The sequence below is a fragment of the Arthrobacter luteolus NBRC 107841 genome (genome assembly GCF_001552075.1).
Taxonomy (GTDB): domain Bacteria; phylum Actinomycetota; class Actinomycetes; order Actinomycetales; family Micrococcaceae; genus Arthrobacter_B; species Arthrobacter_B luteolus.
In genome coordinates, this window is sequence record NZ_BCQM01000001.1 from 599,230 (window position 1) to 619,957 (window position 20,728).

Here is a 20,728-nt window from a genome sequence, read left to right on the forward strand (position 1 = left end):
CCGTCCCGGGCACACCCCGCCCGGGACGGCGCCATCACTTCCGCGGAAGGCCCATACTTGAAACCGTCCACCCGCAGACGCCTCACCCGGGGCATTCTGTACGCCGTCTTTGTCCTGGCTGTTGTTGCCGTAGTCCTGCTCGCGGACTGGCAGGCGATCGGAGTCAATTTCTTCGACCCCGAGGTGGCCCGTGCGGCCTTCCCGACCATCATCACGGTCGCCGTCAAGAACACCATCATCTATACGGTGATCGCCTTCATCGGCGGAATGATCCTGGGCCTGATCCTGGCCCTGATGAAGCTCTCCCCCGTGGGCCCGTACCGCTGGGCTGCCACCGTCTACATCGAAATCTTCCGTGGCCTGCCGGCGCTGCTGGTCATCTTCGCGATGGCCTTTGCCGTGCCGATCGCCTTCAGCTGGCGGCCGCCGGGCGGTAACGCCGGCGCTGGCCTGATCGCGCTCATCATGGTGTCCGGCGCCTACATCGCCGAGACCATCCGCGCCGGTATCCAGGCTGTTCCGCCCGGCCAGACCGAAGCGGCCCGCTCCCTTGGCATGGGCCCTGCCTGGACCATGGTCTCGGTGACCCTGCCCCAGGCATTCCGCATCATCACACCCCCGCTGACCAACGAACTGGTCATCCTGATCAAGGACACCTCGCTGCTGTTCATTGCCGGTATGGCCATGCAGGACCGGGAGCTCACCACCTTTGCCCGGGACTCCGTGTCACAGTCCGCCAACTCCACGCCGCTGGTCCTGGCTGCGGTGATGTACCTGATCATTACCCTGCCGCTGACACAGCTGGTCGCCAAACTCGAACGCCACAACCAGAGAGGCCGGTAATCCAGCGTGAGCACTGCAGTACCTACCCCAGCCGCAGGCCAGCCGGCCATTGAAGTCCGGAAGCTGCACAAGTCCTTCGGCGACAACGAGGTCCTCAAGGGCATCGATTTCCACGTAAACCAAGGCGAAGTTGTCTGCGTCATCGGCCCGTCCGGCAGCGGAAAGTCCACTCTGCTGCGCTGCGTGAACCGGCTGGAGGAACCAACCAGCGGCCTCATCCGGGTCGAAGGTGTGGACATCACCGACCCGGAGACAGACCTGGACGCCGTCCGTACCCGCATCGGCATGGTCTTCCAGCAGTTCAACCTCTTCCCGCACTTGAACGTGCTGCAGAACCTGACCCTGGCCCAGCGCCGGGCCAAGAAACGCGGCAAGGCCGAGGCCGAAGAGACCGCCATGAAGAACCTGGCCAAGGTGGGCCTGGCGGACCGCGCGAAGGCGTTCCCCGCGCAGCTCTCCGGCGGCCAGCAGCAGCGGGTGGCGATCGCCCGCGCCCTGTCCATGGATCCGGACATGATGCTCTTCGACGAACCCACCAGCGCCCTCGACCCCGAGCTGGTGGGCGACGTCCTCGAAGTAATGCGCCAGCTGGCGGAAGAGGGCATGACCATGATGGTTGTTACCCATGAGATGGGTTTTGCCCGCGAGGTCGGCGACCGGGTGGTCTTTATGGACGGCGGCGTGGTGGTGGAGCAGGGCGATCCCGTGGAGGTCCTGGGCAACCCCCAGCACGAGCGCACCCGCTCCTTCCTCTCCAAGGTCCTTTAAGGACCCTGCTGCTGCCGGTTTGGGAAACCGCTGCCGTTCCGCGGCGGAGCGAAGTCCCAAACCGGCAGCAGAATCCCAAAACCACGCCTTCGCGCTAAACCTCCCCCGCCAAGGACTCCTTCACGGCCGCCTGCACACGCCGGTGCAGGGCGCGCAGTCCGGTGCGCTGAACCGGCACTTCGATCACCGAGCGGCCGCGGATCGGCGCGTCGAGCGCAGCCGAAAGCTCCTCTGCTGTCCGGGTGAATTGGTGGGGCACCCCGTAGCCGGCAGCCAGTCCGGCGATATCCGCCCGGTGCGGTGTGCCGAAGAAACGTTCGACGACGCCGCGGTACTCCTCGCGTTCGCCCAGTTCCCCGTGCTCGAGCAGGCTGAAGATTCCGCCGCCGGAGTCGTTGAGCACCACCAACTGCAGGTCCGGTTCCGTCTCGCCGTCGCCCAGCAGCAGCCCGCCGGCGTCGTGCAGGAAAGTCAGGTCGCCCAGCAGCAGGCGGGTGGGGATCCCCTGGGCGAGCGCAATACCGGCTGCCGTGGAGATGGTGCCGTCGATCCCGGCCAGGCCGCGGTTCGCGTACACGTCCAGCGGGTGCCAGTGGGTGGAGGCCACCAGGTCCACGTCGCGGATCGTGTTGGAGGGCCCCAGCACCAGGTTGCCGTCGGAGGCAGCCCAAACCAGGCCGGCCACGTGCAGCCCGCTGAGCCCGGCCTCGGACGCAAGCAGTGACGCGATGGCGGCTTCGGCCACCTCGGACGCCCGCTGCCAGGAGTCCAGCCAGCCCGGCGCTCCACTGCCGGCGAAGGCGAGCAGCGCACCCAGATCCGAGATGACGGTTTCCGGCCGTTTGCCCGGCTCAAACCAGTTCACCGGCCGGGGCACATAGAGCGCTTTCCTGACCTCAGGCCGGGCCAGGAGGGCAGCTACCGGCCGGGACAGGGTGGGACGGCCAAAGACCACCACGCGTTCAATCTGCCCGCCAAGCTCCCCGAGCAGCAGCCGGTAGGCGGGAATGGCGTTGGGGCCGAACCGGGCATTCGAGGAGGGTTCCGCGAACAGCGGCAGGCCGGCGCGCTGGGCGAACATGGCAGCCACTTCCCCGGCGCCGTCGCCGGCAACCACCACGGTGTGGTGCGCTCCGGCCAGCTCCGCCAGGGTTCCGGGTTCCCGTTCGGCCGGTTCGGGAAACAGCATCCGGCTGCCGGCGGCCGCGGCCGGAGCCAGGGCGTCAGCTGCGGTGGGGACCAGCGGGTCGCGGAAGTGCAGGTTGATGTGGACAGGTCCTGCGGGCGACGTCCCGCCGGCCCGGCCGAAGGCCTCGGAGATGGCCCCCGCGGGATCCTCCCCGGCCTCCACCGAGGCGTGGGCGGCCGGGAACCTGCCGAAGATGCCGTGCTGCATGGTGGTCTGGTTGGCGCCGCTGCCGTGGAGCTCGGAGGGCCGGTCCGCGGAAAGGACAACCAGCGGGATACCGGCGTGATGGGCTTCCATGACGGCCGGAAGCAGCTCCCCCACGGCGGTGCCGGAGGTTGTGACCACCGCGGCGGGCCGCTGCCCGCCGCGGGAAAGACCGAGCGCAGTGAAACCGGCGACCCGCTCGTCGATACGGACATGAACCTGGACCAGTCCCTGCACCTGCGCCTCCGCGAGGGCGTAAGCCAGCGGGGCGCTGCGTGATCCGGGGGCCAGCACCACGTCCCGGACGCCGGCCGCGGCGAGGGCTGATACAGCCGAACGCGCGGCCTGCAGCGAGCTAAGGCTGCCCGCCGCTTTCGCTTCGGGTGCGCTGGCGGAGGAAAACTGGCGGGGAGACTTCGAAGATCCGGTCACCCCTCCATCCTAGGGTTCGGTTCCGGGACGGTGCCTTCCGCGGCTGCCGCCGGCTCTGCCCGAGTGCCAATCCGCAACCGCCGGGCTGTTAATCCGGCTGGCCGGCGGGCTCCAGCCGGCCATGGACCCGGTCCAGCCTGTCCAGCCACCACTGCCGGCGTTCCGGGGAGGCAGCAAACCGCTCCAGCAGCTCTTCGGACACCGGCACGTCCCGCACCGCCAGCCCGCCGCCGTCGGGCAGCAGCGGATCCTCCGTGACATCCCCCGCCATCAGCGACAGTGTTCCCAGCCCGCAGGCATAAGGCAGCCGGGGCAGGGAGGCTGCCAGCGCCACTCCGGCGCGGATCCCCACCGAGGTGTCCAGGGCGGAACTGACGACGGCGGGAAGCCCGGCAGCCGCCACGATCTCCAGGGCCCGGCGGACCCCGCCCAGCGGCGCCACCTTGACCACAATCAGGTCTGCGGCGTCTTCGCGTGCCACCCGCAGCGGATCGGTTTCCTTGCGCACACTTTCATCGGCGGCGATCAGCACCGGAATTCCGCGGCGCTGCAGTTCCAGCCGCACTTCGCGCAGTCCGGCGATCTCCGGCACCGGCTGCTCGGCGTACTCCAGCCCGGCTTCGGCCAGGGATTCCAGGGCCCCGACGGCGGTGGGCACGTCCCAGCCGCCATTGGCGTCCACCCGGATCCCGGCATCCGGCAGCAGCCGGCGGACCTCGGCGACCCGGGCCAGGTCTTCCGCCACGGACTGGCCGCGTTCGGCCACTTTCACCTTCACGGCGCTCACCGCGCCGAACCGGGCCAGGACACCTTCCACCTGCTCCACCGGAACGGCGGGCACGGTCCCGTTGACGGGCACCGAGTGCCGGAGCGGGGCAGGGTAGCCGTGCCAGGCCGCTTCCACGGCCGCAGCCAGCCAGGGGGCAGCCTCGGCGTCGTCGTACTCGGGAAACGGCGCGAACTCCCCCCAGCCCGCCGGACCGCGCAGCAGCAGTGCCTCGCGGTGCAGGATCCCGCGGAACTTCACCCGCATGGGGAGTGAGACGACGTGGGCCTGGCCGCGGAGGGTACGAAGGCTGGGAAGGGTATTCGAATCCACCCAGCCAGCCTACCCGCGGAGATTCCGCTGGACGGCTGCGAGGCCCCACGGCATCCGGAAAGAGTGCTTTCCGCAGCTTCGCCGGCGGCTGCCGGACTTTTTGAGGAGCACCTGTGCGGTGCGGAGCCCGGCGCACAGGAAACCGTCATGGACCTGTGGCACGCTGGAGGGAATGGATACGCGCAATCTCCTGAGCAAACGGACGCCGGCCCGCCGCCGGGCCGGGCATAACCCTGCCCTGTTCCTCTTCGCCGCGCTGCTGGCTGCGGCAGGCGCTGCCCTGACCTATTTCGGGTTTGTGCGCACCACCACCGGACAGCTGGCGGATGAATCGGCGTGGCGCGAAGCAGAAGTTGTGGCGCCGGCCACCCATGTCCCCGCGCTCACGGTCCTGGACAACCTGCCGCTGCTCTCGGTGTTCATCGCCCTGGCCGTCATTGTGGCCGTCACGATCGCCCGGAAACGCCTCTCCCCCGCCATCATCGCCGTGGCTGCCATGGTCGTTGCCAACCTGGCGACCCAGCTGCTGAAGAACCTGCTGCTGGACCGTCCGGACCGCGGCGTCATTACCCTGGATTTCAACTCGCTGCCTTCCGGGCACACCACCCTGGCGGCCTCCGCCATGGCCGCCAACTTCCTGGTCTCCTCCCCGCGCTGGCGGCCCGCTGCCGCTGCCCTGGGCGGCACGTACGCAGTGCTCGCTGGATCCGCGACCTTCTTCAATCTGTGGCACCGCCCGGCCGACGTCGTCGCTGCGTTCTTTGTGGTCGCCACCTTCACGCTCCTCGGCGGTCTGGTGATGCTGCGGACCAACCCGGACTGGAACACCTGGCCTGCCGGCGGCCGGGCGGTCTCCGGACGGTTCTGGACCGGGCTGTGCATCGTCGTCGGTGCCCTGGCCCTGACCGCCGCCGCAGCCGTTTATGCCTACGCGCGCTGGGGAGCCGGCATTTCGGCAGTGGATGGCAGTCCGCTCTACTTCTGGTCCGGCCTCGCCCTGATTGTGGGAGTCGGCTACAGCCTGGCCGCGCTGGGCTCGCTGCTGTTCAGCCAGCAGGCGGGCGACCGGTAGGCGCCGCGCCCAGCGGAGGCCGGCCCTTGGGCACCCAGCGCCACAGCACCAGTGCCCCCGCGAGTCCCAGCACCGCCGTGGCACCAATCCCCGCTGAGAGCGACAGCACGGCGGTGACCCCGGCGAGCAGGCCGGGGCCGCCGAGGGTGCCGATGTCGGAGAGCAGCCGCCAGATCCCAAGGAACTGCGGGCGTCCGGGCTGCGGGGAAAAATCCGCGCCGAGCGTCATCACGATTCCGGAGCCGATGCCGTTGCCGAAGCCGATGAGCAGGGCCGCAGCCAGCAGGCCAAGCGGGCTGGAGGTCAACGGCAGCAGCGCCAGCCCCAAAGCCATCAGAAGCATGCAGGGCACCGCGACGGCGCGCCTGCCGCGCAGGTCCATGACCCGCCCGGCCGGATAGAAAATCAGCATGTCGATGCCCGCGGAGATGCCATAGATGAGCGCTGTCTGGGTGGGATCGATCCCCAGGTGCTGCGCCCAGAGCGGGATCACGGCCTGCCGGGTGGCCCGGACGGCGGCAATCAGCAGCACACCGATTCCGACCGTGCGGAAAATCCGCGCATGGCTCTTCAGGACGGACCTGATGGTGGGCGGAGCAACTGCCTCCACGGCTTGCGCGCGGTGTTCGTTCCGCCGCCGCCGGCCCGGCCGCGAAGCTCCGGCGGCAGTGGGTTCCGGCACGGTCAGGCTGAGCAGTCCCGCGGCCAGTGCCGCGGCTGCACCCACCCAGTATGCCCCCGGCGTGCCGGCAAAGTGCATGGCCGCCGCGGCTGCGAACGGGCCAAGGAACACGCCGATCCGGTTGGACCCGCCCAGCGTGGAGAGCGCCCGGGCCCGGTAATGCAGCGGCACCGCTTCGGTCACATAGCTCTGCCGGGCCAGCCCGAAGACGGCACCGGCCATACCGACCATAAAAACGGCGGCGGCGAAAACCCACAGCACCGGGATCACCGCGGCCAGGACCATGGCGGCCGCGCACCAGGCGGCGGCCCCGACCAGCGCCCACTTCTCCCCAAACCGGGTGGTGATCAGCGTGGCGGGAACATTTGCCGCCAGCGACCCGATGCCGGTCAGGGTGACGACGAGCGCAGCCACGGCCACGGTGGCACCCAGGTCGCTGGCGGTGAGGGCCACGACGGGCAGGATCGCCCCAATGGCGGTCCCGTACAAAACGGTTGGCCCGAAGGCCGGGACGGCAATGCCGCGCAGGCTGAACGTATCTATTGCTTCAGCCATTTCCACCGGGCGAGGGTCCGCAGCCGGGTGAGCAGCGCCCGTGACTGTTCCGGCCCGTAGGGCAGGATCGGCACGGCCTTGGTCACATCGGTCGAAGCCTGGTCCATGGCGCTGCGGGTCACCGCGACGGCGGTGCGCATCTTGTTCATCTGCGTGCTGACGAAGTCCATGGTCACCGGCTTGCCGTGGCCGGGAACCACGGTGGCGTAGAGGTCTTCCAGGGCGGTGATTTTGCCCAGGGTCCGGATCCAGTCTTTCGGGAAGGAGTCGCCGAAGTTCGGATCGGCCCCCTCTTCCACCAGGTCGCCGGCGAAAAGAACATCGCCGGCACCCACCAAAAGGTCGTGGTTGGTGTGGCCGCGGCCCAGGTGGAACAGGGTGACGGAGATTCCGCCGAGGTCCAGGTCCGCGGGCGTGCCGTGGACCAGCCGGTTCGGCACGGCAATGCCGGTGTGCCTGCCGCTGCCTGCGGCCATGGCCGGTTCGACGGCGGCTACCGCGGCACGCTGCTGTTCGCCCTCTTCGGCGATGACAGCGGCGCAGTCGCTGGTCGCCCAGATGTCCTCCACTCCGTGGGCCAGCAGGTAGGCGTTGCCGAAATAGTGGTCGAAATGGGCGTGGGTGTTGACGGCGCTGACCGGCAGATCGGTGAGCTGCCGGACACCATCGAGGAGGGTTTTGGCCTGGACCGGGCCGGCGCCGGTGTCGATCAGCAGGGCACGTTCGTCACCGATGACCAGCCCGGTGTTCATTCCCCAGCCGGGGTTGGTCCGCACGTAAATGCGCGGCGCAACCTCCAGCCAGTCGTTCGGAATCTGCTGGCCTGCCTGCGTCATGGTGTCCGTCCTTCGGGTCTGTCCGGAAACAAACCTACCGCGTATCGGACATCACAGGTCGGCCAGCACGCTCCCCGGGTTCTCTATTGCGTCGGCGACGTAACGCAGGAAACCTCCCGCGGTTCCGCCGTCGCAGACCCGGTGGTCGAAAACCAGGGTCAGTTCGGTCAGCTTGCGGACGGCCAGTTCCCCGTCGACGACCCAGGGCTTGTCGATGATGCGGCCAATGCCCAGGATCGCTGATTCCGGGTAGTTGATGATGGCCGCGCTGCCGTCCACGCCGAAGACCCCGTAGTTGTTCAGGGTGAACGTTCCGGAGGTGAGCTCGGCCGGGGTGGCTGCCCCGGACCTGGCCGCGGCGGTGAGCCGGCGGATCTCCGCGTCAAGCTCCCGGGCACTCAGTGCCTCCGCATGGCGGATCGAGGGAACCATCAGTCCCCGCTCGGTCTGCGCAGCGAATCCGAGGTTCACGCCGTCGAACGCGAGCAGCTCCGCGTCTGCACTGCCGCTGCGGACATAGCGGGTATTCAGCTCCGGGAACCGGCGCAGGCCGGCCAGGACGAACCGGGCCAGGAACGCCATCAGTCCCGGGGTATTGTCCGGGTCCCGGCGCTTCAGGCCAGCGCGCAGTTCCAGCAGCGCAGTGGCATCCACGTCCACCCAGACGGTCGCTTCCGGGATCTCGGTGCGGCTGGCGCTGAGGTTGGCGGCAACAGTGCGCCGCAGGCCCTTGACCGGGGTGCGGCTGATGATGCCCAGCCCCGAACGCGTGTCCAGGCCGGAGGCGGCGCCGCCGGCAGCGGGTGCCGGGGTCAGAGCAGGTGCCGGGACCGGGACCGGTGCGTCAGCCGGCGCGGGTGTGCGCGGCTGGGTGCCGGCAATGGCCTGCTCGACGTCGCGGCGCAGGATCAGTCCGTCCGCACCGCTGCCCGCTAGGGTGGTCAACGGCAGTCCCGCTTCACGGGCCAGGCGCCGCACCAGCGGCGAAATGCAGCGCGGAGCCTCAAGTGTTGCCGTGGCAGCAGGAGCTGCAGCTGAAATTTCAGCCGCCGGAATAACGGCCTGCGCCGCAGGCTGCGGAAGCGCTGATCCGCCGGCACGGCCGGAGCGCGGCGGGCGGGTGCGGCGGTTGGCTCCATGGTTGCCCGGGGTTCCGTAACCGATCAGCACGTTGCCTGATCCGGCCCGTTCCTCCTGCCGGTAGGCTTCACCGGCAACGTCGGGTTCGCCGGCTGCTGCCGGGGCGGCGGGCGCCTCCGGCTCCGGGAGCCCGTCAGCCGCCGTCGTACGCACGGAAATCAACGGCTTGCCGACGTCGATGCTCTCACCGGCAGCGCCGTGCAGCGTCTCCACCACGCCGGCAAACGGCGAGGGAACCTCCACCAGGGATTTCGCGGTTTCCACCTCGGCCACCGGCTGGTCCACGGCGATCGTGTCCCCCTCGGCGACCAGCCAGTTCACCAGCTCGGCATCGGTCAGGCCTTCGCCCAGGTCAGGGAGCAGGAAGGTACGCACGCTCACTTGTCCTCCCACTGCAGTTCGTCAACGGTGTCCAGGATCCGGTCCACTCCGGGCAGGAAGAAGTGCTCCAGTTTCGGTGCCGGATAGGGAATATCGAATCCGGTGACCCGCAGCACGGGAGCAGCGAGCGAGTGGAAGCAGCGTTCCTGAACCCGGGCCACCACTTCGGAGGCCACGGACGCGAAACCGGGTGCTTCGGAAATGACCACGGCGCGGCCGGTCCTGCGCACGGAGGCGCAGACCGTTGCGTCATCGAACGGCACGATGCTGCGCAGATCGATCACTTCCAGGCTGCGGCCTTCCGCGGCGGCGGCCTCCGCAGCGGCCAGAGCGGTGGAGACTGACGGCCCGTAGGCGATCAGCGTGGCGTCCGTTCCCTGCCGGGCGACGGCGGCTGAACCGATCCCGGTTCCGGACTGGGTGTCGCTGGCTGCATCGCGGGACGCGTCAACGGCGGCCCGCAGCTCGGCCAGGTCCACTTCCTCCTTGGTCCAGTACAGCTTCTTGGGTTCCAGGAAGACCACGGGATCCGGGTAGCGGATGGCTTCGCGCAGCAGGGTGTAGGCGTCGGCGACGGTGGCCGGGGCCAGTACGGTCAGGCCGGGGGTGTGCGCGTAGTAGGACTCCGAGGAATCGCAGTGGTGCTCCACTCCGCCGATGCCGCCGGCGTACGGGATGCGGATGACCAGCGGCAGCTTGACCTTGCCGCGGGTGCGGTTGGACATCTTTGCCACATGGCTGACCACCTGCTCGAAGGCGGGGTAGGCGAACGCGTCGAACTGCATCTCAACGACCGGGCGCATCCCGTTCATCGCCATGCCGACGGCCATGCCCATGATGCCGGACTCAGCCAGCGGAGTGTCGAAGCAGCGGTCCTCGCCAAAGCGGGCCGTCAGGCCGTCGGTGATCCGGAAAACGCCGCCGAGCGGTCCAACGTCTTCGCCGAAGATAACGACGTTCGGGTCTGCTTCGAGTTCATCGGCCAGGGCAGTGTTCAGGGCCTTGGCGAAAGTCAGGGACACCTTCGTGGATACGGGTGCCGGTGCGTGGTCTGTGACTGTCATGGTGGTTCGTGTTCCTCTTAGGCCTGGGTCCGGGAGAGTTCGTCCTGCAGCAGGGCGGCCTGCTCGGCCAGCTGCGGGGTCCGGCGCTCATATACGTAGGTGAACAGGTCCATCGGCTCGGGAACCGTGTCGGTGTTCAGGCCGTCGCGGATGCGGGAAGCAACCACCTCGGCGTCCGCGGCCATGGCTTCCTCGGCGGCGTCGTCGAGCAGCCCCAGATCGCGCAGGTAGGTGCGCAGCCGCTTCAACGGGTCCTTCGGCACCCACTCGTTGACGTCGGCTTCGGAGCGGTACCGGGTGGCGTCGTCGGCGTTGGTGTGTGCCTGCATACGGTAGGTATGCGCTTCCACCAGGGCCGGGCCCCCGCCTTCGCGGGCCCGCTCGACGGCGGCACCCAGGACGGCCAGGAGGGCGGCGGCGTCGTTGCCGTCCACCCGCTCGCCGGGCATCCCGTAGCCGATGGCCTTATGCGCCAGGGACGGGGCCACGCTCTGGTTTTTCAGCGGGACGGAGATCGCGTACTCGTTGTTCTGGACGAAGAACACCACGGGAACGTGGAACACTGCCGCGAAGTTCAGGGCCTCGTGGAAGTCGCCTTCGCTGGTGGCGCCGTCGCCGCACATGGCCAGGACCACGGTGTTCTCCCCGCGCAGCTTCGCGGCGTGGGCCACGCCGACGGCGTGCAGCAGCTGGGTGGCCAGCGGGGTGGCCTGCGGCGCGACGTGATGCTCATACGGGTCGTAGCCGGAGTGCCAGTCGCCCTTGAGCAGGGTCAGCACCTGCAGCGGATCAACGCCGCGGTGAACGACGGCGACTGTGTCGCGGTAGGTGGGGAACATCCAGTCGCCATCTCCCAGGACGGCTGCAGCTGCGATCTGGCAGGCTTCCTGGCCGTGCGAGGACGGGTAGACCGCCAGGCGGCCCTGGCGGACCAGGGCGTTGGCCTGGTCGTTGATCCTCCGGCCGGCAACCAGGCCCTGGTAGGCGGCGCGGAGGCTCTCGCCGTCGGGAAGCGGGTACTTGTCGTTGTGCCGGTGGCTGCCGGCGGCATCGATCAGCTGGACCGGAGAGGCGGAGGGCAGCATGGTGTCGGTGCGGTCCTCGTTGCTCTCCGGACGCTGATTCTGAGCGGATCCGGGGTGTGTGTGGCCGGTGGGAATAGTCATGGAAGCCTCCGTCGGCTTACGGCGGATGCGGACAGGCCTCCCAGCGGCTCACTGCATATCAGCAATTTGATAGCGGCAATTTGCTCACTCAAGCCCAGCCACACGGATGGAATTTCTGTAAGCCCAGTATGGATAAGCTCGCGATTCGCATCCAGCCATGCCGGAAATCCTAGATTTATCGCCCAGAAAACCGTACTGTGGTGGACAAGTTGCAAAAGTGAGCTGGATTACTTTGAAGGATGTAGACACAATGGCGGAGACCCAGGCCGCGGCTTTGGATGAGATCGACAAGTCCATCCTGGACGAGCTGACCCGCGACGGGCGCGCCTCCGTCAGTGCTGTGGCCGAAGCCGTCCACATCTCGCGCGCCCATGCCTATTCGCGGATTTCCAAGCTGACCAGTTCCGGCGTTCTGACCCGTTTCACGGCAGTGGTGGATCCGGTGAAGGCCGGGCTGCGGTCCAGCGCCTACGTCACGCTCAAGGTCCGGCAGCATTCCTGGCGTGAGTTGAAAGAGGCACTGCGCAAGATTCCCGAGGTGCACCACGTTGCCCTGGTGGGCGGCTCCTTCGACGTGATCCTGCTGGTCCGGGCGGAGGATAACCTGCACCTGCGGCAGGTCATTTTCGACCACCTGCAGTCCATGCCCGGAGTCCTGGACACCCAGACGTTCCTGGTCTTCGAAGACCTCGATATCCGCTGAACCGGGGGCCGCGGTGCTGGGAAACTAGTCTTCGTCGTGCCCCTGGTCCATGCTCATCTGGTTTTCAGCGGGCGGAGTCTCCCCCGGAGGCACGCCGCCGCCGGGTTCCAGCCCGGTGACGTTTCCTTCGGCCGGATCAGGGTTGGCCCGGCTGCCCTTCTCGCTGCTGCCGGCGTGGTTGCCGGTGCCCTCCTTGGTCCCCGGACCCTTCTGCGCCGCAGCTGCCTCCGCGTCCTTGGGCTTGTCCGGATTCGCCGGATCGTTGTTCGGATCGTAGCTCTGTGTCATCGTCGCCTTTCGCCGGGCCCCGCCAGGGGACGGAAATCGATCAGCATGCTGATAAATCCAACCTAGCGGGGCCACGCTGCGGGAGCAATCTCCTATTCGAAGAGGCTCTCCCCCACGAAACCGCCCTCCCGCGCACCCGGCGGGACAGCGAACACCGCCGAACCAATCGGCGTCGTCCACTCGTTGAGCAGATCCAGCTTGTCCAGGCGCTCCTGGATGGGCAGGAACTGGGCCGTGACGTCAGCCTGGTAGGAGACAAAGACCTGGCCGGCATCCGAAACGGCTCCCCCGGGTTCCGGCGCGGCGTCGTAATTGTACGAACGCCGCAGAATCCGCTGACGCGGGTTATCCGGGCGGGCACGGCGCATGTGTGCGTAGTCCGGAATCACGGTGAACCCCAGGGCGGTGACGGCTTCGAAGTCCGGTTCATCGTGTTCGGCGGAACCGGTCAGCGGCGCGCCGTTGGCCAGCGTGCGGCCCACCGATTCCTCCCGTCCACGCCGGTCGAGTTCATCCCAGGTGTCCAGGTTCATCGCGATCCGGCGCACGACGGCGGACGTACCGCCTTCCAGCCAGGCCGGAAGGTCGCTGTCGCCCCAGACCACGCGGTCGAACTCTGCGGTGCCAGGTACGGGATTCGCCGATCCGTCCACCTGTCCAAACAGGTTCCGGGCCGTGGTGCCGGCCTGTTCGCTGCCATAGGCGCGGCGGAAGCCGGACTGGATCCAGCGCACAACGGCGAAGCTCCGGCTGTCCTTGAGCAGCATGCGCTGGGCATGGGCCAGGGTCAGCGGATCATCGGCGCAGAGCTGCAGCAGCAGGTCCCCCCCGGTCCAGCGCTCCTGCAGTGCGTCGATACCGAACGCCGGCAGCGGTGCCAGCCAGGCCGGCGCCAGGTGCGGGGCCACGGCGGCCACGAGGCGGGGCCCGAATCCGAACGTCACAGTGAGCCGAGCCGGCAGCAGAGCCAGTTCAGCTTCCGTGTCCGCCAGGGCGGCCTGCCCCTGGGTGAGGGCGGCGGCGTCGTCGCTCAGCAGCCGGAGCAGGGACCGGATCCGGTCCCTGCCCACGCCCCCGCGCAGGTCCAGCGCCACGAAGGACGCGTGGGCCTGCGGCGGGGTTTCGATGCCTGCCTGATGCTCACCGAAGAACGGGACGGCCTGCCCGCCATTCGCTCCAGCCTCGTCCAGCCCGGTCCGGACCAGCTCCGGGCCTGCCGATCCGCCCCGACCGGCCGCGAGCTGCGCCCCGGCGGCGGCGACCGCCCCCAAACCGGCCGCTGCTCCGCCGAACAGCAGGTGCCGGCGGCCAACACCCGGCTTACGCGGTGATGCTGTTTCCGGGCTCATCAGTGCTCCGCGGTGCCGTGGGACTCACCATCGCCGTGGGTGTGGTCCCCGTGGCCTTCACCTGCGGAGTCCTCCGACCCGTAGTTTTCATTCGCTCCGGCGAAGTCCTTGGCGACGGCCTCCAGTTCAAGGGTGCTGCCGTCTGCCAGTTCCAGGGTGATCGGCAGGGTATCTCCGGCGAGGAGTCCATGTTCCAGTCCCATCAGCATCAGGTGGCTGCCACCGGGTTCCAGCAGGTATTCGCCGCCGGCCGGAACGGTGAACCCGCCTTCGATTTGCTGCATGGTCATGGCGCCGTCAGCTCCCATGGCTGTTTCGTGCAGTTCGACGGCCGCGGCTGCCGGCGAGCTGGCGGCCACAACGGTGAGATCCTCGGCGCCGTCGTTCTTCAGGGTGCCGAAGACACCGGTCATTCCGCCGGCGTCACCGGCTTTGGCCCAGGCTCCGGACAGGGTCAGCTGTTGTGCCTGCTCCGCCGCTGAGGAGGAGGATGCGCCGGGGGCGGGGCTGTCCGTGGCACAGCCTGCGAGGCCGGCGGCAGACAGGGCCAGGACGGCTGCGGCGAGGGTGATTTTTTTCATGGGAAAGGTACTCCAAAGATAGGGGTGCCCCGGGCACGCTCATGGTGCCGGGCAAAGGGTTCGCGAAAGGACGGCACCGCGCCGGTGCCGCAAAGAGGTGCAGGCGCTGGGCCGTCAGGCCCGGCGCCTCACGGGTGGGCTAGGCGTTTCCGCCGCGGCGGCGCTTGTTCACGGCCACGACAATGACGTAGATGATGACCCCAACGAGCGCACCGCCCAGGGCGGTCAGGACCCAGCCCAGCGGGCCGAAGGTCACGGAGCTGGAGGTCTCACCGGGGGCGAGAGCTGTGGCAGATTCCTGCGGAGCGGATTCCGTGGCCGTGGGAGTGGCTGTCCCGGCTGCTGCCGGGTCTGTCGCGGCTGCGCTGGAGACGGGCGCGCCCACGGTGAAGCTGAAGGCACCGGTGATCGGGTGGCCGTCACTGGAGACCGCGCGCCAGGTGACCTGGTACTCGCCGTCCTCCAGAGCCGGGAGAGGCTGGACCAGGGTTTCCCGGTTCAGGACCGGTTCGGACTCGATCAGGTTGGTGCCGGAGGCATCAGCGAGGACCACCTGGTTGCCCAGGTCCATCAGTTCGGCGCTGAATACCAGCTCAATTTCGGTGGGCGCTTCAGCCAGCACAGCGCCGTCCACCGGGGTGGAGGAGACGAGTTCATCGTGGGCCAGGGCCGGCGGGGCGGCCACCAGGAACAGGGCAAGGGCGCCGAGCAGGGCGGCGGCAAGAAGGACGGCACGCGCGCGGGCGTGCTGGAAGAGAGAGGTAGTCATTACTGCTTTCCGTTCCGCGGTGCGGGAACTGGGGTTTCGTGTGGATGCGCTCTCAGCGCTTAGGCGGACACGAAAGCAGCCGGGGGACCACGGTGGCGGAAAGTCAGCAGGGGTATGCCCAGATTGCGCAGGTTCCGGGGACGGTAGGCAAGCACCTGGGCAACCGGGCGGGCAAGGTGCTCCGGCTGGAACAGCGGAAGCAGGGCTCCGGGCCGCAGCCCCAGGGCTTCGATCAGTCTCCGGGCGGTTTTCTCACCGCACGCCAGCAGCCAAACGGTGGCAGCTGCCGCCAGGGCGTGGCTGGACCACATGATGAATCCCGCAGCGGCGGCAGCCTGGACCGGCTCAGCTGCCAGGGAACGTTCGGCCACCGCTCCGAGGAAGCCGGCATGGCCGGCGTGGCCGGCCTGCGTTCCAACCGTTGCAGGCGCGGATCCAAGGCTAAAGAGCAGGTGGAACAGTCCCTGGCTGAAGACCACGGCCGCGGAGAGGCGGAGCAGTGACAGTGAGCGTCCCGCAAGCAGGCAGCCGGCCATTCCGGACATCGCCAGGGAGAACAGGACAATAGCGGGTTCCGGGGCTGCCCCGCCGCCCAGCACATGCGACGCCGCTGCGACAGCCGTGGCCGCAAACGCTGCGGCCCAGCCACGCACCAAACGTGCGGCACGCACTGTCATTGGTCCTCCTCGGGCACCGGTTGCCGGGCAGGGTGGTCCTCCGGCCCTGTCATTCTCCCGGAGATCGGCGGTGCTGTCGAATGGAACGGCACCGGATGGCGGCCGGACCATTCCGGGCGGCTTGCCGCTCCTTTCGACCGGCCCGGCTTGGGTCAGCCTTTGAAGTGCGGCTTCCGCTTTTCCACGAAGGCGGCGAAGCCTTCCGCATAGTCCTCGGTGCCGCAGAGCACGCCTTGGGCCTTGTTCTCGTCCTCCACGGATTCCCACAGTCCCAGCCGCTGGTCGCGGATCTGGGCGACCAGCTCCTTCGACGCGCGGAATGCTTCGGTGGCGCCGGTGGCGACGCGGGCCACCGTGGCACGGGTGGCTTCCAGCAGGTCATCAGCGGGGAACACGCGGCTGAACAGTCCGGCGGCCACAGCCTCGGCACCGCTCATAAGGTCAGCGGTGTAGATCAGGTCCAGGGTGCGGTGGGCGCCGAGGCGCTCCGTGAAGAGCCAGTGTCCGCCCGAATCCAGGGTCGCGCCGAGGTTGGCAAACGGCGACCCGATTTTCGCGTTGTCCGCCACATAGACCACGTCGGTGGCTACCAGCAGGCCCAGTCCGACGCCGAGGCAGGCGCCCTGGGCTGCCGCGAAGGTGGGTGCCGGGAAGGCAGCCATTTTCTTCAGCAGCGGAGTGACGAGGTCCCCCAGATAGCCGTAGGCGTCGTCGTTGGACGGGTCGACGGCGGAGATGTCGCGTCCGGCGCAGAACGCCCGGCCTTCACCGCGCAGCAGCAGCGCCCGCACCCCTGCGGCCGCGGCGTCGTCGTAGGCCTTGGAGAGATCAGCCAGTGCCTGTTCGTCCAGGGAATTGAGCTTCCTGGGGGCGTTCAGCACTACTTCAGCGATGCCGTCGCTGATGCTCAGGTCCACCATGGAGCTGGTGGGTGCGGGGGTCTGCTCGCTCATGTTCCTGGGCTCCTAGGCGTCGTAGTCGACGGTGACTTCGGGACTGGTGGGACGGCTCTGGCAGGTGAGGATGTAGCCCTTTTCAATCTCGTCCGGTTCCAGCGCGTAGTTCTCTTCCATCTCCACGGTGCCGGACACGACCTTGGCGCGGCAGGTGCCGCAGACGCCGCCGGCGCAGGCGAAGGGGACGTCCGGGCGTACCCGGAGAGCGGCGTTGAGGATGGACTCGCGGGCATGCGTGGGGCTGGCGACCTTGCCCTGCAGGCCGTCCAGCCGGAAGCTGATTTCGAAGTTGTCTGCGGAGGGGTCCACCTTCACCGGGCGGCCGATCTGGCCTTCGGGCCGGCCGGGCTGGCCGGTGGTGAAGAGTTCAAAGCGCACCTTTTCGGCTTCCACGCCGCGGTCGGCCAGGGTGTCCCGGCACATCTGCACGAGTTCAAAGGGACCGCACAGGAACCACTCGTCCACGTCGCGGGTCGGGAGGACCGACTCGATCAGGGCGCTGAGTTTCTCGGCGTCGATCCGGCCGGAGAGCAGGGGGGAAATGCGCTGCTCACGGGAGAGCACGTGGTGCAGGGCGAAGCGTGCGGGGTATTTGTCCTTCAGATCAGCGAGTTCCTCCAGGAACATCACGTCCATGGCGGCCTTGTTCGCGTACACCAGGTCGAAGCGGACATTCTCCGACGCCGCGAGCACGGTGCGGGCGATGGAGATGACCGGGGTGATGCCGGAGCCCGCGGCGACGGCGACGAACACGTTCTCTTCGGTGACGTCGATGTCTTCGGGGTGGTTCAGGGCGTTCATCGGGTGCTTGGAAATGAACCCGCCGGTGGGGCTCATGACGTCCAGGACATCGCCTGCCTTGAGCGACTCATTGGCCCAGGTGGAGAACCGGCCGCCCAGATCGCGTTTGATGGCCACCCGGATCTCGCCCGGCGTCGGCTCGGCGCAGATGGAGTAGCTGCGGCGGATGTCCTGCCCCTCCAGGGTGGTGCGCAGGGCGACGTACTGGCCGGGCAGGTAATCGAAGGACCCGGCCAGGTCCGCGGGGACGGCGAACGTCACTTCGATGGCGTCTTCCGTGAGCCGGCGGACTTCGCTGACCGTCAGCGGGTGGAAGGCCGTGCGGCGGGAGGCCGGGGCCGCCCCGGCGGCCTCGGTGGTGGAGGTTGTCATAGTTAGAGCACCTTGAAGTAGTCGAAGGGTTCCCGGCAGTCGCTGCAGACGTACAGCGCCTTGCAGGAGGTGGAGCCAAAGCGGGTCATTTCACGGGTATTGAGGGAGGAGCACTGCGGGCATTTGACGCTGAGTCCCAGCCGGACCGGCCCCGCGGCCGCGCGCCCGGTGGGCGGGGCGATGCCGTAGGCATTGAGCTTGGTCTTGCCGGACTCGCTCATCCAGTCGGTGGTCCATGCCGGGGCGAGCACCAGGTCCACCTGGACGCCGGCGTAGCCCTCAGCCGTGAGCGCGGCCGTGACGTCTTCCCGGATGGCGTCCATGGCCGGGCAGCCGGAATAGGTGGGCGTAATGACCACCCGGACCTGGTTGCCATTCATCAGTTCCACGGCCCGCAGCACCCCTAGATCCTCGATGGTGAGGACGGGGATTTCCGGGTCGCAGACCGTGGCAGCGATATCCCAGGCGGCAGCGGCTGCCGGATCCGCCGGGCGGAGCGCCGTGCTGGAATCCGGGTCCATGCCGGAATCCTTGGCGCGGCCCGCTGCGTGTCCGGCAGGTGCCCCTGCCGCGTTCCTGGCCGTGTCTGTCTCGTTCATGGCTGCTACCAGGAAGCGCCGGGATGTTCGCGGGCCAGGACCTGCATTTCTGCCAGAAGGGGGCCGAGGTATTCGCTGTGCAGTCCCTGGCGCCCGCCGCCGGGAGCGGGCTGGACCTCGGGGACCTGGAGCTCTGCCTCGGCCAGCACTGCGCCGATCTTCGCATCGAAGGCGTCCCGCAGGCTGGAGGGCAGGACGGCGGTTCCGTCCAGGGAGCGGACCAGGTCATCGTCTTCAAACAGTTCGCCGACGTACGGCCAGACCAGTTCCAGGGCGCGGATCATGCGGGTCCGGGACTCTTCGGTGCCCAGGCCCAGGCGGAGGATCCACTGGGCGCTGTGATCCCGGTGGTAGTCCACTTCCTTGACTGCCTTGGCAGCGATGGCGGCGAGCGTCTCATCCTTGGAGGCGAGCAGCGCCGTGTAAAGCTCGAACTGGTAGAACGAAACCACCAGCTGCCGCGCGATGGTCCTGGCGAAGTCGCCGTTTTCCTGCTCCACGAGGTGGGCCGAACGGTACTCCCCCTCACCGCGCCAATAGGCCAGATCATCTTCGGACTTGCCCCATGCGGTGCCCGCGTAGGTCAGGAAGGACCGGGCATGGCCGATCAGGTCCAGAGCGATGTTGGAGAGGGCAATGTCCTCTTCCAGCTCGGGGGCGCGGGAAATCCACCAGCCCAGGCGCTGGGCCAGGACCAGGGAGTCATCGCCCAGGCGGAGCGCGTATTCGGCAGTGTCAACGGGTGCCTTGGCCTCCGATGCGGCGATGTCCTCCGGGCGGAGGGCGTTTCCCGGGGTGATGCGGGTGGCGCTGTCCGTGCTCACAGGTGCTTCACCCCTTCCGATTTACGGTAGTACGTGGCGTGCCGGTAGTCCTTGCCCTGGGGGGATTCAAAGAACTGGCCCTTGGCATCCGGATCGCTGGAGATGATCGCTTCAGCGGGGACAACCCAGAGCGAAACGCCTTCGTTGCGCCGGGTGTAGAGGTCACGGGCGTTGCGGACGGCCATGTCGGCGTCCGGTGCGTGCAGCGAACCGGCGTGGACATGGGAAAGTCCGCGGGAGGAGCGGACAAAAACTTCCCAGAGCGGCCAGGCCGCGTTAACGCCTGTTCCGGGCTGTGCGGAAGAATCCGTGCCTACCGGCTTGGCGCCGTCGTCACCCGTTGTGGAACCGGAAACCATGCTTATGCCACCTCAGTCTTTCGTGCCTGTTTTGCGGCGTAGGCCGCCGCTGCTTCGCGCACCCAGGCGCCGTTCTCGTGTGCTTCGCGGCGCCGTGCCAGGCGCTGGGCGTTGCACGGTCCGCGGCCCGCGAGGACCTCTTTGAATTCGTGCCAGTCCAGGGGCCCGTATTCCCATTTGCCGGTTTCATCGTTGAACCGGATCTGGTCATCGGGGAGGGTCAGGCCCAGGACCTTGACCTGCTCAACGATCATGCCGACAAAGCGCTGGCGCAGCTCATCATTGGAGAAGCGCTTGATGTTCCAGTTCATGGACTGCTGCGAGTTCGGCGAGTTGTCATCCGGCGGGCCGAACATCATCAGCGACGGCGCGTACCAGCGGTTGATGGCATCCTGGGCCATCTGCTTCTGCGCCTCGGTGCCGTTGGCCAGTTCGAGCAGGATTTCGAAACCCTGCCGCTGGTGGAAGGACTCTTCCTTGCAGACCCGCACCATGGCCCGGCCGTAGGGCCCGTAGGAGGCACGGCACAGCGGCACCTGGTTGCAGATGGCAGCGCCGTCAACCAGCCAGCCGATGGCACCCATGTCAGCCCAGCTGCGGGTCGGGTAATTGAAGATGCTGGAGTAGCGCGCCTTGCCCGCAATCAGGTCTTCGGTCATCTTCTCGCGCGGGGTGCCCAGGGTCTCTGCAGCGGAATACAGGTAGAGTCCGTGTCCGGCTTCGTCCTGCACCTTGGCCATGAGGATGGCCTTGCGCTTGAGCGAGGGGGCCCGGGTAATCCAGTTGGCTTCGGGCTGCATTCCGACAATCTCGGAGTGCGCGTGCTGGGAGATCTGGCGGACCAGGGTTTTCCGGTAGCCCTCCGGCATCCAGTCCCGCGGTTCAATCCGTGAATCCTCAGCGATGATCGCGTCGAACGCAGCCTGCCCGGCCTGATCCTCGGCACTGTAGGCCGGGACGGCGTGCAGGTCGCGCTGTGCGTCGGTCTGCGTAGCCATATAAGTCACCTCATTGTTTTC

Annotated in this window: 22 protein-coding genes; 4 read left to right on the plus strand and 18 right to left on the minus strand. The window is 68.0% G+C overall.

Annotation, left to right across the window (positions count from 1 at the left end; genetic code table 11):
* The first annotated feature begins 57 nt into the window (after window positions 1-57).
* Both AL3_RS02760 and AL3_RS02765 read left to right on the plus strand, forming a co-directional pair.
* Window positions 58-843 carry an amino acid ABC transporter permease gene (locus tag AL3_RS02760; RefSeq protein ID WP_151723887.1) on the plus strand — a complete coding sequence of 262 codons (786 nt, stop codon included), beginning with the start codon at window positions 58-60 and terminating at the stop codon, window positions 841-843.
* A 6-nt stretch (window positions 844-849) separates the two neighbouring features.
* The gene (locus AL3_RS02765; protein ID WP_066296292.1) at window positions 850-1,611 is read left to right on the plus strand and encodes an amino acid ABC transporter ATP-binding protein; all 762 of its coding nucleotides are present in this window, start codon (window positions 850-852) and stop codon (window positions 1,609-1,611) included.
* Between the two features lie 94 nt (window positions 1,612-1,705).
* On the opposite strand, the gene menD is transcribed toward AL3_RS02765, so the two are convergent.
* Both menD and AL3_RS02775 read right to left on the minus strand, forming a co-directional pair.
* On the minus strand, window positions 1,706-3,436 hold the full coding sequence (menD, locus tag AL3_RS02770; RefSeq protein WP_083521379.1) for a 2-succinyl-5-enolpyruvyl-6-hydroxy-3-cyclohexene-1-carboxylic-acid synthase: 1,731 nt from the start codon (window positions 3,434-3,436) through the stop codon (window positions 1,706-1,708).
* A gap of 88 nt (window positions 3,437-3,524) precedes the next feature.
* The gene (locus AL3_RS02775; RefSeq protein WP_066296294.1) at window positions 3,525-4,535 is read right to left on the minus strand and encodes an o-succinylbenzoate synthase; all 1,011 of its coding nucleotides are present in this window, start codon (window positions 4,533-4,535) and stop codon (window positions 3,525-3,527) included.
* A gap of 172 nt (window positions 4,536-4,707) precedes the next feature.
* Between AL3_RS02775 and AL3_RS02780 the strand changes: the two genes are divergently transcribed.
* The gene (locus tag AL3_RS02780; protein ID WP_066296300.1) at window positions 4,708-5,607 is read left to right on the plus strand and encodes a phosphatase PAP2 family protein; all 900 of its coding nucleotides are present in this window, start codon (window positions 4,708-4,710) and stop codon (window positions 5,605-5,607) included.
* Here AL3_RS02780 and AL3_RS02785 read toward each other — a convergent pair.
* Genes AL3_RS02785 through pdhA form a run of 5 tightly spaced genes read right to left on the minus strand, consistent with a single transcriptional unit; the run spans window position 5,582 to window position 11,431 of the window.
* Complete coding sequence (locus AL3_RS02785) at window positions 5,582-6,844, minus strand: MFS transporter (protein WP_066297035.1); 1,263 nt, start codon at window positions 6,842-6,844, stop codon at window positions 5,582-5,584. The two genes, AL3_RS02780 and AL3_RS02785, sit on opposite strands and share 26 nt — an antisense overlap.
* Window positions 6,829-7,680: an MBL fold metallo-hydrolase gene (locus tag AL3_RS02790; protein ID WP_066296305.1), complete on the minus strand. Its 852-nt coding sequence runs from the start codon at window positions 7,678-7,680 to the stop codon at window positions 6,829-6,831. Before AL3_RS02790 ends, AL3_RS02785 begins: the two co-directional genes overlap by 16 nt.
* A gap of 51 nt (window positions 7,681-7,731) precedes the next feature.
* On the minus strand, window positions 7,732-9,201 hold the full coding sequence (locus AL3_RS02795) for a dihydrolipoamide acetyltransferase family protein (protein WP_066296307.1): 1,470 nt from the start codon (window positions 9,199-9,201) through the stop codon (window positions 7,732-7,734).
* Complete coding sequence (locus AL3_RS02800; RefSeq protein WP_066296311.1) at window positions 9,198-10,265, minus strand: alpha-ketoacid dehydrogenase subunit beta; 1,068 nt, start codon at window positions 10,263-10,265, stop codon at window positions 9,198-9,200. The genes AL3_RS02795 and AL3_RS02800 overlap by 4 nt, the downstream gene beginning before the upstream one ends.
* A gap of 17 nt (window positions 10,266-10,282) precedes the next feature.
* Window positions 10,283-11,431 carry a pyruvate dehydrogenase (acetyl-transferring) E1 component subunit alpha gene (pdhA, locus tag AL3_RS02805; RefSeq protein WP_083521380.1) on the minus strand — a complete coding sequence of 383 codons (1,149 nt, stop codon included), beginning with the start codon at window positions 11,429-11,431 and terminating at the stop codon, window positions 10,283-10,285.
* Window positions 11,432-11,681: 250 nt separating this feature from the next.
* Between pdhA and AL3_RS02810 the strand changes: the two genes are divergently transcribed.
* Complete coding sequence (locus AL3_RS02810) at window positions 11,682-12,134, plus strand: Lrp/AsnC family transcriptional regulator (protein WP_066296314.1); 453 nt, start codon at window positions 11,682-11,684, stop codon at window positions 12,132-12,134.
* Window positions 12,135-12,158: 24 nt separating this feature from the next.
* Here AL3_RS02810 and AL3_RS02815 read toward each other — a convergent pair whose 3' ends face one another.
* From AL3_RS02815 to paaA, 11 genes are all read right to left on the minus strand, one after another.
* Window positions 12,159-12,422, minus strand: coding sequence for a DUF6480 family protein (locus tag AL3_RS02815; protein ID WP_066296316.1), 264 nt, complete (start codon window positions 12,420-12,422; stop codon window positions 12,159-12,161).
* 92 nt (window positions 12,423-12,514) lie between these two features.
* Window positions 12,515-13,771, minus strand: a complete 1,257-nt coding sequence (locus tag AL3_RS02820) for a Dyp-type peroxidase (protein WP_066296318.1) — start codon at window positions 13,769-13,771, stop codon at window positions 12,515-12,517.
* Window positions 13,771-14,352, minus strand: a complete 582-nt coding sequence (locus AL3_RS02825; protein ID WP_066296320.1) for a copper chaperone PCu(A)C — start codon at window positions 14,350-14,352, stop codon at window positions 13,771-13,773. Before AL3_RS02825 ends, AL3_RS02820 begins: the two co-directional genes overlap by 1 nt.
* 139 nt (window positions 14,353-14,491) lie before the next feature.
* Entirely contained in the window at window positions 14,492-15,121 is a 630-nt protein-coding gene (locus tag AL3_RS02830) for a copper resistance CopC family protein (RefSeq protein ID WP_066296322.1), read from the minus strand.
* A 59-nt stretch (window positions 15,122-15,180) separates the two neighbouring features.
* Window positions 15,181-15,798, minus strand: coding sequence for a hypothetical protein (locus AL3_RS02835; protein WP_066296324.1), 618 nt, complete (start codon window positions 15,796-15,798; stop codon window positions 15,181-15,183).
* Between the two features lie 152 nt (window positions 15,799-15,950).
* Window positions 15,951-16,718, minus strand: a complete 768-nt coding sequence (locus tag AL3_RS02840; RefSeq protein WP_066297040.1) for an enoyl-CoA hydratase/isomerase family protein — start codon at window positions 16,716-16,718, stop codon at window positions 15,951-15,953.
* Window positions 16,719-16,763: 45 nt separating this feature from the next.
* Window positions 16,764-17,927, minus strand: a complete 1,164-nt coding sequence (gene paaE / locus AL3_RS02845; protein ID WP_066296330.1) for a 1,2-phenylacetyl-CoA epoxidase subunit PaaE — start codon at window positions 17,925-17,927, stop codon at window positions 16,764-16,766.
* 2 nt (window positions 17,928-17,929) lie between these two features.
* Window positions 17,930-18,448, minus strand: a complete 519-nt coding sequence (paaD, locus tag AL3_RS02850) for a 1,2-phenylacetyl-CoA epoxidase subunit PaaD (RefSeq protein ID WP_066297044.1) — start codon at window positions 18,446-18,448, stop codon at window positions 17,930-17,932.
* Between the two features lie 83 nt (window positions 18,449-18,531).
* Entirely contained in the window at window positions 18,532-19,371 is an 840-nt protein-coding gene (gene paaC / locus AL3_RS02855; protein WP_066296333.1) for a 1,2-phenylacetyl-CoA epoxidase subunit PaaC, read from the minus strand.
* On the minus strand, window positions 19,347-19,709 hold the full coding sequence (gene paaB / locus AL3_RS02860; RefSeq protein ID WP_066296336.1) for a 1,2-phenylacetyl-CoA epoxidase subunit PaaB: 363 nt from the start codon (window positions 19,707-19,709) through the stop codon (window positions 19,347-19,349). Before paaB ends, paaC begins: the two co-directional genes overlap by 25 nt.
* A gap of 2 nt (window positions 19,710-19,711) precedes the next feature.
* Window positions 19,712-20,707 (minus strand): 1,2-phenylacetyl-CoA epoxidase subunit PaaA, encoded by a 996-nt coding sequence (gene paaA, locus AL3_RS02865; protein ID WP_066296339.1) that lies wholly within the window; start codon window positions 20,705-20,707, stop codon window positions 19,712-19,714.
* Window positions 20,708-20,728: the final 21 nt, after the last annotated feature.